Raw genomic sequence first — 14,161 nt, 5'->3', positions numbered from 1 at the left:
AAAAAATTAAAATTACATTGTAATTTTAAAAAGAATAGGCTTTTTTTTAATATAAATAGCCTAATCAAACTTGCGTTATTTTTTGTTTAATGTGTTGTGTTGAATTCGATGAGTAACTTAGTATAACGCCTTTGGTTACTTATTTTGAATTTGAGATGCTAGCCACACTCTTCTGGGTCGCTGTCTTCTAATGTTTTTTCTTTGTTCCATTTGTCGATGTCCTCGTATGCGGGATCTTTAATGATAACATTTGCTTCAAAAGGAATACCAGGATCGGAAACTGCTTGCTCTTCAAAGAGTCCATCTATTTTTAACTCTTCTCCGCCACTCGCCTCACTCAACCGACCTTCTTCAAGAACATTTTCTTGGACATCTTTCACTTGTTCGCTAAACTTATCTAAATTTATTTCTTCATCTGGATCTTGGGCGCTCCACTCTTTATTACGATTTTTATTTACTGTAGCATATGCGGGTTCATCGCCAGCAGCCTCATTTTCAGGCGGAAATGGTCGCTTATCCCAAGGTTCAGAATAATTCGATTCAATTGGAAGTTCGTCAATGGGTTTTTGTACTGAATAAATGCCATCTATCAAATCAGGATCCGAGGGAGTGCCAGCGGGGTCATAATTATTGCGTATCATATTAATATCAGAGATAGAGGCATATTCTGGATCATCTACTTCTTGGAAAATGTTATCGTTAGCAATGGATCGAACCTCTTCCCCTAAAGTATTCATTTCAATCTCTACAGCCGGAGTTTCTACACTTGTTGCACTGGCTTTATAAAAGTAGTAGCCAGCACCAACAGCACCTGCAACCACTGTAGCCCCTATTATAGCAACAGGAACAGCCCATGAGGCTGGCGATGAACTTGTGGAGTCTTCGATAAGGGTGCATGTCCCGCTAAACTTGCCATCTATGTTTCTTTTAATAGTCCCGTTATCTCCATACCCAGATATACATGTGCAAGAGGGTGGATTCGTATTCTTATTATAAAAAGAATGCAGAATATCTGCTCTACCAGCCCCACGACTACATTCGCCAGCTAAAACTTGCGCATTAAAAATACCAAAAAGTAACAAACTCAAAATACTTAACTTTACTGCTCTCACTGCTCTTCCTCAACTACAAACCATAATAATATTAGTCTCTATCAAATTATTACGGGTGTATCTTTATTAAATTTTAATTCAAATATAAACCCTTTTTTGAAGAGGGTAAATCCAATAATGCATCTTTACAACTTGGATTATATATTTTTTGGAAATTATACACTGGTTAACTTTAAATAGCCTCCTAATTTAAATAAAAAAATTAAAAATGTAGGGAGTCTAGCTGAATATAATGGTTTTAATCAAAAAACCACTTCGTTCAATGGGTGAGCAATCACCTCCTTTTCAGTCTTACTGTATTTATGAAAGTTTTAAACTGCAAACTTAATGTCGCCAATGAACTTTTAACTTTTTAAGACCCCTGCATTAAACTAAAAAACCCAACAAAAAATCACAAATCAACCCTCAAAACCTTATGCAAACATTAGAATTTATGATAAAATACTATAATTATCAGACACTTACAAAAAAATGCGAGTTAAAACCACTCAAGAACAAACCTTTGCTGATAGTTTTATCAACATACCAAACTCCCAACTAGACATCATTAACAAAGTTATCGATTGGGAAGTTATAGCCAAAGATCTGTCTCATATTAAAGTTGACTATTCTGCTGTTAGTCTGTTTAAAGCGCTATTAATAGGCACATGGCACAATCTCTCTGATGAGAAGTTGGCTGATAGTCTTAGTAGAGATTTAGTCTTTATTAACTTTTGCAACTTTAGCCTAAGTGGCAACAAACCTGATGCTACAACCATTGGCAGATTTAGAACCAAACTAATCAAACAAAATCTATTTGATAGACTTTTGAGTAGCATCAATCTTATGCTTGAGAATAATCAACTCAAACTCTCTAATGGCAAACATGTTGCCATGGATGCAACCTTAATTCAAAGTGCTAGACGCACTAAGAAGATTATTACAACACACAAAACTGGTGAGGTTTATGAGATTGATAGTAACCCAATTCAATATTCAGATGATAAAGATGCAAGATGGACATTTAAGGCGGGAAAATACACTTATGGATATTCATCAGTAGTAACAACTGATGCCAATGGATTAATTAACAAAGCCACTACGCACCCTGCTAATGATAGTGAAATGACTCATTTTGAAGAAAATGTTAAACAGGCAGGCAATCAAAAAGGCGTAAGAGTTTTATACGACAAAGGAGCAGCCTCTCAAGCTAATAGTGAAGCACTTAAAGCACAAAAGTTAAGAGATGGTATTATGCGCAAAAAACCCAAAGGCAAGCAAATGAGTCATTGGAATAAATTACGCAATAAAGCAATCAGCAAAAGAAGGTTTGTGGTTGAACGCACCTTTGGTACGCTCAAACGCACTTATGGTTTGGCAAGAAGTCGTTATATTGGTTTAGAGAAAGTTGCCAGCGAAGTTAATCTTAAAGCTATTGCTTATAATCTAGTTAGAGCGGCGAATGTTTATATTAACAAGGGATTAAATACAACCTAGGGATTATTGTGTCTTTTTTGTGGAAAGAGTAAAAAATGAGCGATTTATAGTTGATATTGATGATTTTTTTAATGAAAGCTGGGTTTTATATGTTTTTTGACTTTGAAAAGTCAAAAATTGAGGGTTTTGGGTTTTGATGGTTGGTTTTAGGGTGCTATGCAGGGGTCTTTTTTTGCATTAGGTTGTCAACTACTGTTCATACAATGAGACCCCTACATTAAACATTCATGTCTAATGTAGGGGGCTCTTGTTGGGTTAATATGTTACAACATCAGAATAGAACGAACTTCTAATGATTTTGCCAATATAACAAGAAGGGTTCAACAATCCATGAATAAGCCAATAATTGACACCTTAACTATTTGTACAATTAATCTCTGTTGTAAAATAGCAACACTATCTTTGTTAAAAAATTAAAATTACATCATAATTTTAAAAAGAATGGGCTTTGTTCAACATAATAGCCTAATCAAATTTGTGTTATTTTTTGTTTGTGTATCGCATCAAATTCAATGAGGTAACTAAATATAACATCCTTGGTTACTTGTTTTGAATTTAAAGCATTACTTATAACCTTCTAAATCACCTTCTCCTTCTAATCCTTGCTCTATTCCACCTGCCTATGTCTCGATATTTAGGGTCTCTGATAATAGCATTTGCTTCAATAATATCGGCAATACCGGGATTAGAAACTGCTTGACTTTCAAAATATCCCCCTATTTTTGCCTCTTCTCCATTGCTCGCTGCATTTAACTTAATTTCTTCAAGAATATTTTCTTTAGCATCTTTCACCTGACTGCTAAGTCCATCTAAACTTATTACTGCGTCTGAATAATTTTCAACTCGTAAATTCCACTCTTTATGATGATTTTTTTGTATTGTGTTATATATATAGTCATTGCCACCAGTATTACCGCCAGTCCCATCGTTAGACAGGGGCGATCCTACTGTTGAATCAAACAGTCCAGCTGAAAATTCATCATGGGGTACATAATACGATTCAACCGACAGTTCATCTATGGGTTTTTCCAGCGAATAGCCACCTGATATCATATTTGGGCTAACTTTGACTCCTAAGGGGTTAGCAGGGTTAAAATCAGAGCGTATATTGTTAATCTCAGAGGCGCTAGCGTTTTGCTCTTCAGGGTCAAGATAAGCAAGTCTTTCGTTATCCATAAGTTCTATAATGGTCTTTTCTAAAATTTTCGTATTAACCCTTGCAACTGAACTGTGTGTGCTTGTTACGCTAGTTGCGCTGGTTTTATAAATATAGTAGCCACCAGTAGCAACACTTGCAAACCCTATCGCAACGATAGGCACAACCCATGCAGCTGGCGATACGCCTGTAGAGGCTTTAACGAAGGTACATGCCCCTCTAAACCCATTGTCCCCATTTCCTGAAATAGTTCCGTTATACCCAGGGGCGCATACACATGACTTATTGCTTGCATTATAGGAAGAATTTAGAATTCTGTCTTTATTCCTATCCATACATGCGGCACCTAGTACATTAAAACTACTAAAAAGCAAGAAACTTAAAATACTTAATCTTATTGTTCCCATTTTTTCTCCTTAAATTACAAACCATAATAATTCAATCTACCGAATTATTGCAAACTTATGTTTATTAAATTCTAATTCAAATAAAAAAAACATTCTTTAACGCCCTTCAAAAAGGGCAAGCCCAATGGTGTATTTTTACATTTAGATTATAAATGTTTGAAATTATAAACTAACGCAATGCCAGTTAATTTAAAAACAGCCTTTCAATCCAAATATAAAAATTAAAAACGCAGGAAACCTAGTTGGCATAATGACTTCAACCAAAAAACATTGAATCTAGCGGATAGATATACAAAGACAACAATATTCCTTTTGTACGCAACCAAACCTTACTGCGTTTATAAAAATTTTAAACTTGATATTATCAATAAACTTTTAATTTTCAGAATCAAAAAATAGAAATCACAAGCCTAACGCCACCTCTTGCTTCGTCTAGCATTTACAAAAAAAACAACCACCTAAACCTATGAGTGAGGCGAATGCCACACTTGAAACAGTATTTTATACTTAAGGTTTTATTAAAGTATCAATCCACCTTTTAAAAATACAATGCTGGATAAGCACAACAAAATTTAAAATTAATCACTCAAATATTCAAAAGAAAAAACCACCTTACATTTCCTCACACTAAAAACACCCCCAAACAAAATCTCAGGAATAAGCACATCACACAACAATACACTTTGTTGTTGTATTCAGCTCAAAATCTTTAACAAATAAAACATATAGAGACCTTTGCGTAAATATGGATGATTAGCAAAATTCAATATAGAATCACATAAATTCACATAAAGCCATATAGAATAGAATCCCTAAAAAACCTACATTTATTTATTTAAACAGCACTTGCAGTACTTATAGAATCAAACTTGCCTATACTACTTCTGTTTTTTGCTTTCATACAAGATTTTGAGTTTTTGTTTAACAGAAAGCACGAGGTTTGTTTTGACGCCACGGAATATATTGGTGAATAACTTGGCGGTATCGCCTTTATCAAGCATGGGGTAAAAACGATCTGTATTTAAGGCATAGATAAGTGCGCCATGGGAGGCTCCGCCGTCATATTCTCCTTCAGTACAGCTATTGTATGCGTCATCTATTAATACTTGTAGTGTGTCTATTTTATCTAATGCTAGGGGAACGGAGGGGTCCTTAGAGCGATTATATTTGATATATGAGCTACACATATAGCGTTTACCATCCCAACAAATAGGGGCTTTGCTTCGTCCAGAGCCATCAATGTTATTGGCTGCACTAAATATAAGGCTTGCTAGGCTCCATACATTTGCTTTTGCTTTTACTAAGAAGTCCTCTGCGGCAGTTTTTTGTTTGACGCAAATCATTCTTTCTACTCTGGCTTTTTCTTTATAGATGCCACTGGCATAACTGACTTTGATAGTGCTTAAAAAATGATTATAAGTTCCTGCATAAGCGACTAGGAAGTCACGAAATGTGGTACTTTTAACAACTTCCACGGGAGGGGTTTGTCCAAGGTCAGGTGTGCTGATTGTGATTAAATCGTCTAAAGAATAGGCGCTGAAATGGGTTTTATAATCATAAAAAATACCGTTTACACATCTCTTTACTTGATTGGCAGATTTGTTACTAAGACTTAGAGAATCATTGTCGTCGTTGATGCCACAAAGTGTGCGCGTTTTGCTGGAAATGATATCGGGTAAGTCAAATTTTTCACCTTTAACTGCGCTTTCAAGGGCGTTATCTAGGGCGATAAAATCTGGTGAGGCTTTCATCCATTGTCTTGCGTATATATTGGGTAAACTGCTATACATGTTTTTAGCGGTTAACAAATATTTTTCTGCATAATGACGCAGTAATATTTGGTCATAATTAATTCGAACTCCTCTTATGCTGCTTGTGTTGTTTATTGAGTCTGTAAGGTGTTTTTCGATTTTTGATACCAATGAATCTAGGTTTGAGGTCTCTTGAGTGTTGACCTTGTAACTGTATCTATCAGTGGTAGCGTCAGATAATGCATCGTCAACTTTTTTTCTTGCCTTGTCGCCTGGTGAAAGACCAAAATCGTTAACTATTGTCGAAAAGAAGTCAGCGACTGGAGAGAGTACAGAAAGCACAGTTATTACTTTGTCCTTTGTGGTTGATGCAGGGTTTGAAAAGACTGTTACCACTCGGTAAACCATTATTCCTACTACCACAACTATGCCAATAACGCCTAAAACTGCTACGGCTTCTTCTGCTGTTATCATGGCTGTATCCATTACGGCATCTTCTAAGAGTTCAGAGGTTTCTGCTGCTACTGAGCTGACATTTTCTTCAACAGAACTAACATACTCACTTTCTGTGGGCATGATTTCTTCTTCAATGCTTGGATCGGCGCCTTCTTGTTGCGATATTTCTTCATCAAATTCATCGTTCTCTGATGGTGTGCATATAGTGGCATTAATATTGAATGTCAATAAAGCACTAAAAATGAGTGTTGAAAAATTAAATTTTGTTAATATCATAAAATATCCTATATTACTTTGTAAATACAATTACGCTTCTTGGTGCCTGTGATTTGTCTTATATTATGCAATTTCTGACAGGCAACACTGTTTCAAAAATCAAATATTACCCGTTTTCTAATCGGGAGCGGGAACGCCCATCACTTGAACCTCTGCTAAAGATAAAAATGATTCTTCGCCAACAAGTTTAATTGACTCAATTCTAACATAACGACCGATTACCTTATATTCAGATAAGTCAATGGTTGCTTTTTGATCAGGAGCAGTGTGGAACTCGTTTATATACTTAATCTGTAGGAAGTCTTCATCATCGGAAACAGTAACTCTATAAGCTTTCAGCCTGCCTTTACAGCAGTCGGTTCGATTGAAGATATTGATTTTTTCAATATGCACTTGCTCCCCTAAATCAACATACCACCAAGTGTTATGTGTACTAGATCCAGTTACGGAGATACTGCCATGGAAATAGTCACCATTGGTGTCGCCATCAACAGCTCGTTTGCTAGCAGACAATCCAAAGGCAGACTGTGCTGTGTGTTTGTTCAATGCCATATTTATTGATCTTGCTGACAATGCTTTCTTTGCATCTTCGGTGATGGTGAAAATATTTTCTTTCACCATAACTTGAACTTCTGCTAAGGATAAAACGCGTTTGTTGTCTCCAAGGAGTGTAATTCTGACATAACGACCTTTTGCATGATGTCTGGATAAATCAATTGTTTTCTTGGGATCGGGAGAGCCATGGAAATCATGTGTATAACTAGGTTCATGAATGCCGGGGTTGTTAGAGATGGCAACTCGATAATTATCCAATCTGTCTTTACAGCAGTCGGTTCGATTGAAGATATTGATTTTGTCAATAAGATACTCTTTGCCTAAGTCTACCATCCACCAAGGATTTTTTTCTGAGTCAGTATGGCTGGTACCGGCACCTGCTTTGAAGTAGTCACCGTGAGTTATGCCATCAATAGCCTTGTGAGAATTATTGCGGAAAGAAGATTGTGTGGTTAGTTGATGCAAAGCCACATTGGTGTCTATCATTGCTTGTTGTTTTATGCAGCGCACACCAAGAGGGAAAATTTTGGAATTAGCGCCTCTATAAATTTGGCCTTTTCCACCTTCTAATGTTCTTGAATAAGCGGTACTAGAATCGCTGGCTGATGTTGAGGTCCACATGGATGCTACTAGGGCGGAGACACCGAAAGGACCGTCGCCTTCTCGGAGAAGGGAACTAAAGCCAATGCCGCTACTCTCTTTGAGTTGGGCGCCTTGGTCGGTGCCACGCCAAGCGTTTTCTGCGTTGGTGAATTCTTTGCTCATACCTAAATAACTTTCTAATTTTTTCCAGTCATTGTCTGTTGCAATGCGCCAATTTTTTGCACAAATTCCTTGTGAGCCTTCTACAGTGGCGCCTTTCATGGCGGCAGACCATGTGTAGATTTTGCCATATAATTTATCATTACTTGGTTTGTCGTCATAAGAATAAATGCCATTTTCTGCACTGTTGGTGCCGTGGCGCATATTTTCTGCTGTCCATATTTGGTCGCCAATCTTGATGGTTTTGTAGGTAATGCCACCTGTTTCCATTTCGGCTTCGCTATTCTTGATGCAACGCACGCTGGCACCGCTATTTTTATAAGCAGTTCCGTAATAGACTTCAGATTTTGAGAGGTCTAATGCCAGTTTCCAAGATGTGCTGGTATCAGAGGACTTTTGGCTGGAGGACCAAAAATAGGTTTGTTTGATGGTCTTGCTGAATAACTGTACAGTGCCATTGTTGATGATGCCTGTCATAATTGCGCCAAATCCACTGGCACCGCCTACTTTGAGTTGTTTGCCTTGATCGGTACCGCGCCATGATGCTTTGTTTGAATTTAATTCAGCAACATTTACACCTAGATACTCTTGCAATATTCTCCAATCACGAGCTGTTGGGATGTGCCAGCCTAATGCGCAAATTCCTTGTGCGCCCTCTTTAATGGTGCCTTTCATGGCGGCATGCCAAGTGTAGTATTTTCCGTATATTTTGTCGTTACTTGCGTCGTTATTATGGGAATGCACGCCATTGGTGCTGCCACTAATATGGCGCATATTTTCAGCTGTCCATACTTGGGCGCCAATTTTAACGGTTTTGTATTGAATGCCGCCTACTTCCATTGCTTCTACATCTTTTATGCAACGCACTTGGGCATTTTTTACATTTATCATTGATTTTTGATAGCCAGAAGACCATAGGAAGAAATGCTTGTTGCCTTCTTCTAATATAATATGGTTTCCTTGTTTAAGTACACCTGCTTCCACGCCAGGAAATAAAGAGGAGGCCATTTTGTCATGACTGGCACTTATGTATTCTTTTAAGGTGTTCCAATCTTTTTTACTTGGGATATGCCAACCTGATGCGCAAATTCCTTGTGTGTTGCTTTCTTCTGAATAGTTTACAGCAGCACCGTATTTATATACTTTTCCTGTTAATCCAGCTTTTGCGCTACTGTAGCTAGGGGTCGTGCCATCGCCATGACGCATGGTATTGATTGTCCATACTTGACCGGCAATTTTGACAGCACTATAGTTAATGCCACCAGCCGTCATTACTTCACTTTTTATACAGCGAACACTGTAACCATTGGCGTTGGCTGTGTGTGTTCTGACGGGGGATTTTCCTGTGACTGATTTATTAATGATAGGGGATGAGTTGCCAGTAAAGAAATTACCAACATCAGCAAAGAATCCTTCAATAGGGCTTTCGTTACCTAGGTTTTGCCTATCCATGTAGTAATTTGGATCCTCGCTGAAATCATTGTATACCTTCATGCTGGCTGGAGAGAAAACCAAACTTTGTGTGTGGTGAGATTGAAGGGGTGTTTTACTCCAGTAATATCCTTCAATACCTTCGCTTTTTATGGCGCCATCATACAATCGGCGTTTACCTGCTGCTGGTAATTTTAAGAAACCTTGGAGTGCTGTGGTGCTGCTGGATGCTGAGAAATATCCCATTTCAGCTTTTAGTTCGTCTATGCTGGGCACTTCGAAACCAGCTGGGCAAATGCCGTTTTTATTGTTGGACCAGAATTTAATGCGAGAAGAACCTTCTGTGTCGGCTACTGTCCAATCATATTTTTGTGATGCATGTATTTTGTCATCATAATTGAGCCTTTGCATCTCTAGAACTGTTATGTTGTACGGGTCTGTTTCATAAGTCAAAGATGTAATTTGATTTTGATTGGTGTAGAATGTATTTCCACTCGGTTGGATGGAGTCTGCTTGTTTGCGCTTCATGTTTGTGTTTATGCGTCGTTGGTGTCCATCTGTAGATCGTCCAAATTGATACAAACCACCATAACATTCACTGCTGTTGTTATCGACACAAACTTGATTTGCGCCTAGATTTCTATCTAGCCAAACTCGTTTGGTTTTTGGCGAGACAACTGTGTTGTAGATTTTTCCTTTAAATACAGTGTTAATAACATGGATAGTGAGTTTGGCAACCACATATTCTCCATCTAGAGAAGTGGCATAAACTTCTGCCATACCTGTGCTAATACCTGTAAGTGTCGCAACGCCATGTGATCCAGAAATGATTGCATGATCAGATTTTACTTTCCATAAGACATCTTTGATGGTGGCGTTATTAGGGGTAATTTCAGCATTAAGTTGGACGGTTTCTCCTACTCTAAGAACATTCTTGCCTGCGACTTGCATGGTGTTGTGACTCAGTTGAATATTGGTAACGGGTACCTCAACAGAGTTTATGGTAATGCCAACTGTTACAGTGTCTGTGCCAAAGTCGTTAGTGGCAGTAATGCTATAGTAGGCTTTTGGTGTTACTTTATTTGGTTTGCCTGAAATTGTGCCGGTATGGCTGTCAAAAGATAGGCCATTGTAAAACATTGGACTGATAGACCATTGAGTAACATCGGTGCCAAAATTAGCGAAGGTAATTGGGGTAATGTTTTCGCCAATTTGGGTGTTTAGCTGATTGGTACTAGGGAGAATAATGGGGGCGCTAGAATCAATGTCTTTTATGCAACGCACACTAAAACCTTGAACGCGATCTTTTCCTAAAAAGGAGGTGTTGCCGCTGTCATCAAGTTCAAGGCTATCGACCAAATATTTGCCAGGTGCTGGATTGACAATGCTTTTGGTCCAATAAAAGCCTTTTTGTCCAAGATTCTTTAATTTACCTTTGGTGTTGCGATTGCCACTTAATGGTAATTTTAATAAAGTGTTTACGCCTGTTTTTCCGGCTGCGGTGCTGGCTTCAGTTTCAGCTTTTAACTCATCGGAAGTTGGTACTTTAAAGCCTGCTGGGCAAATGTTGTTAACGCCAGTTTTGCTCCAAGCTGCTATTCTTTTGTCACCTGATTCGTCAACGCCTGCTGCTGTCCAGTCGTTGCTTGGGCTGGTAACAATAATGATTGAATTGTTGTCTCCTCCCTCAGTGTTGGCTGTCATTTGGCCGTTTGAATTAGTGTCCGTGGCGCTGTTCATTATAAAATTGCCATGATTTGGTGTAATGCTACTTGCTAAAATCGCGGTTTTTTTCACATATGTTTTAAGCTGGTGGCCATCGTTGCCTCTGCCCCATTGGTATAAATTACCATAGCAACTAGCGTCCTTGAGGGTTTTACAAGTTCGAGATGCACCTAAGTTTCTGTCTAGCCAAGCTTTTCCTGTTGCTTCGGATAAAATAATTTTATAAGGTTTTTTATTGATAGTAACGGTTCGTGAATTGACAACCAGTATTTCGAATCTGCCGACTACAAGGCCGCTATTAGAAACAGCTCTGATACTGGCAATACCTTCTTTAAGGCCAGTTACTTTACCTGTTTTACTGTCAATACTTGCTGCTTTATCTACCAACCATGAAAGGGTTTTATTGCTGGCATCGCTAGGGCTGATAGTGGCACTAAGTTGGATGGATTCGCCGATTTTTAGAACACTCTTGCCTGATACTTCAATGCTATTTACAAATATTGGTGAAATTGTAATATACACGGCAATAGGGCTTGCGCCTTTGTCATTGGTGGCGGTAACTTCATATTTTGTTCTGTTTTGAAGTTTGTTAGGAGTGCCTGAGATTGTGCCTGTTTTAATGTCAAATGCTAAGCCATTGTTAAGTGCGGGTTTGATTGACCAGCTGTTAATTAAGCCTGATGCAAGATTAAAAACTCGAATGGGGGATTTCATGGGTCTGCCAATTTGAAGATTGTTTTCAGTGCTAGTGGCAACTAAGGCTGGTGTGGTGTCGTCTTGAACACAGCGTACACTGGAGCCAATGCTGTTGTCTATATCACCACGCCACAAATCTAGTGTTGTGTCGGCGATGATAAAATTATGATCAGGGTCGGTTGAAGGTCTCATGATGCTGATTCCAACACTGCTAACTTCAGGGTCAACTCTAAGTTCTTGTAATGTTTTTTGAGTGCTTATTGCTTTTTTAGAAGTAAAGATGGCTAATTCTTTGGCTGAAATGCGCTTGGAATTACGGATTAAATCTTTAATTTTAATGCTGTCAATTTTGTATTCTGCACCTAGGTCAATGGCTATCCATCCGTCATTTGAGTAAGTGTTACCTAAGAAGCCGGTGCTTACTTTGCCATCAACGATGGCATCTACATTTGCTCGAACGAAAGGTGCGGGACCTATCTTGTCATTCTGGGAATCTTTGTTACCACCAGTGGCAACATTTGTCTTGCTTGGGGTGGGAGAGAAGAATTTGGAAAGGGCGGAGGGTTTGGAAGGTAAGGGGCTACTTTCATAGGCGGTCGTTTTTTTATGGAGTGCAATGTTTTTGCCTTGGTACATTACTTCTACTTCGCCTATTGCCATTTCGCTAAAAGTAACTTGTCTGATTAATATAAAACGCGTAGCGGATACAGGCACAGTGGAGATTTTACGACCTGTAAAGTTTCCTGCCTTGGTGGATTTGGTGGAACTGGTGAAGTAAGCTTTGTTGCCTTCTTCCTTTAGGTTGTTACTTTGGAAAAATCCTAATAATTCAGCGTTAAAACGACCTTGGTGAAGCATGCTGGCTTGATCCTTGCCACGATAAGCGTTGTCTTTATCTTGATTGGCTTTACTCATTTGGAGGTAGCCTTCTAGTTTTTTCCAATCTGCATCTGTTGGAATATGCCAGCCTGAGGCACAAATGCCTCGTGATTCTTCTTTGTGTTCTGCGTTCATGGCGGCAGACCATTCATAATATTTGACATCATCGCTGCTGCCAAGTGACACACCTGTCATGCGTCCGTCTGGGAAATGACGCATGTTTTCAACGGTCCATACTTGTGAGCCGAAAATGTGGGTTTTGTAGTCAATTGCGCCAACGCCCATTGGTTTTGGACGGTAGTTAATGCCTGGGCCAAAGTCGGAGTCGTGTTCTGGGTTATTGTCTGAGATGCCTGGGTCGTTTGAGGCGTTGCCTGTTCCACTTCCTGAGGCGTTGTCTGTTCCTGAGGTGCCACCTGAGTTGTTGCTTGAGTCATTTTTTGAGTGACCTTTTTTCTTTGCTGATAATTTGGTGGGTGTGCGAACATGAGAGAAACCTATGAATTTATGGGTTTCTTCCTTTCCTGTGATTTTGCTGTTAACCATCAGTGTGCCAAGAAAACTGTGGCCTATGTAAGAATCTTCAAGGAAAAAATCAGAGAAGGTAAGGTTGCCTTTAGATTTATTAGATTGTATTAAGTTGGGGTTGTAGTCCCAAGTTAGTTGTCTGTTTATAAATGTGGCATTATAAATGGGGATATTGTTTATAAAGACAGAGCCATCTTCGACTTTGCCGTTATTAACTTTGGCGCCGTTTGTTATAAAAACTGTGAATGTTTGACCTTTGTCGTTAAATTTTAAATTGGTGTGGTATTTTCCAATCCAAAAGAACAAGTTTCTAACTCTTAATTTTTCAAGTACGGCAAAAATTGATTGTGTGTCACATTTATCATAACACCTTGTGTTTAAAAAATCGTCAAGTGTTTTGAAGTTGTCGTTAAGTGATAACGATGTGTGTAGATGTCCAAGGAATTCTGTATATATGTCATGGTTTTTAAACATATTGGACACAAACATCTCAGACATAATTCTAGAAAGTGCGTCGGTATCAGTATCAGTGGTGTCGCCTGGTGTTGGCACTGGTGCTGGTGCAGGTGTTGGTGTTGGTATCTGTATTGGTGTCTGTGTTGGTGCTGATATTAGTTCTGATGTGGGAGAGGTATTTCCTGGTGTGGATTCAATAGAGGGGTTAGCGCTATAAGGGGTGGCTATTGGTATTGGTACAAAGTTGCTTGGTGTTGAATTGTCAACAGGATTGCTAGGTTTGTCAGAAGTGACTGTTGGTACCATTGACTCAGCAGGGTCGTTAAGGTCATAAGGGGTAAATATTGGCACATTAGGTTGGTATGTTACAACATCAGAATAAAACGGGTTTTCTAATGATTTTGCTGATATACCAATACCTGACAATCCATAAATAAATAAACCGATAATTAGTGTTTTAACTGTTTGCATAATTAAATCTCTGTTATAAATAGT

Annotated in this window: 5 protein-coding genes; 1 reads left to right on the top strand and 4 read right to left on the bottom strand. The window is 38.6% G+C overall.

Annotation, left to right across the window (positions count from 1 at the left end):
• Positions 1-158 precede the first annotated feature (158 nt).
• Positions 159-1,112 (bottom strand): hypothetical protein, encoded by a 954-nt coding sequence (locus tag MS2017_RS00710; RefSeq protein ID WP_122950937.1) that lies wholly within the window; start codon positions 1,110-1,112, stop codon positions 159-161.
• A gap of 471 nt (positions 1,113-1,583) precedes the next feature.
• Here MS2017_RS00710 and MS2017_RS00705 point away from each other — a divergent pair, with 471 nt between their 5' ends.
• Positions 1,584-2,588, top strand: a complete 1,005-nt coding sequence (locus MS2017_RS00705; protein WP_122950936.1) for an IS5 family transposase — start codon at positions 1,584-1,586, stop codon at positions 2,586-2,588.
• 582 nt (positions 2,589-3,170) lie between these two features.
• On the opposite strand, the gene MS2017_RS00700 is transcribed toward MS2017_RS00705, so the two are convergent.
• From MS2017_RS00700 to MS2017_RS00690, 3 genes are all read right to left on the bottom strand, one after another.
• Complete coding sequence (locus MS2017_RS00700) at positions 3,171-4,151, bottom strand: hypothetical protein (protein WP_122950935.1); 981 nt, start codon at positions 4,149-4,151, stop codon at positions 3,171-3,173.
• 878 nt (positions 4,152-5,029) lie between these two features.
• Complete coding sequence (locus MS2017_RS00695) at positions 5,030-6,634, bottom strand: hypothetical protein (RefSeq protein WP_122950934.1); 1,605 nt, start codon at positions 6,632-6,634, stop codon at positions 5,030-5,032.
• A gap of 117 nt (positions 6,635-6,751) precedes the next feature.
• Complete coding sequence (locus tag MS2017_RS00690; protein ID WP_164707554.1) at positions 6,752-14,137, bottom strand: FISUMP domain-containing protein; 7,386 nt, start codon at positions 14,135-14,137, stop codon at positions 6,752-6,754.
• Positions 14,138-14,161 lie beyond the last annotated feature (24 nt).

The organism is Bathymodiolus thermophilus thioautotrophic gill symbiont, from assembly GCF_003711265.1.
GTDB lineage: Bacteria > Pseudomonadota > Gammaproteobacteria > PS1 > Pseudothioglobaceae > Thiodubiliella.
The sequence above is the reverse complement of the archived record's forward strand: the minus strand, read 5'-3'. Positions and strand labels throughout refer to the sequence as shown.

Bases quoted from the DNA above. Each gene is read 5' to 3' on its own strand.
- MS2017_RS00705 (WP_122950936.1), top strand. From the start codon at position 1,584: ATGCGAGTTAAAACCACTCAAGAACAAACCTTTGCTGATAGTTTTATC.
- MS2017_RS00700 (WP_122950935.1), bottom strand. From the start codon at position 4,151: ATGGGAACAATAAGATTAAGTATTTTAAGTTTCTTGCTTTTTAGTAGT.
- MS2017_RS00690 (WP_164707554.1), bottom strand. From the start codon at position 14,137: ATGCAAACAGTTAAAACACTAATTATCGGTTTATTTATTTATGGATTG.
- MS2017_RS00695 (WP_122950934.1), bottom strand. From the start codon at position 6,634: ATGATATTAACAAAATTTAATTTTTCAACACTCATTTTTAGTGCTTTA.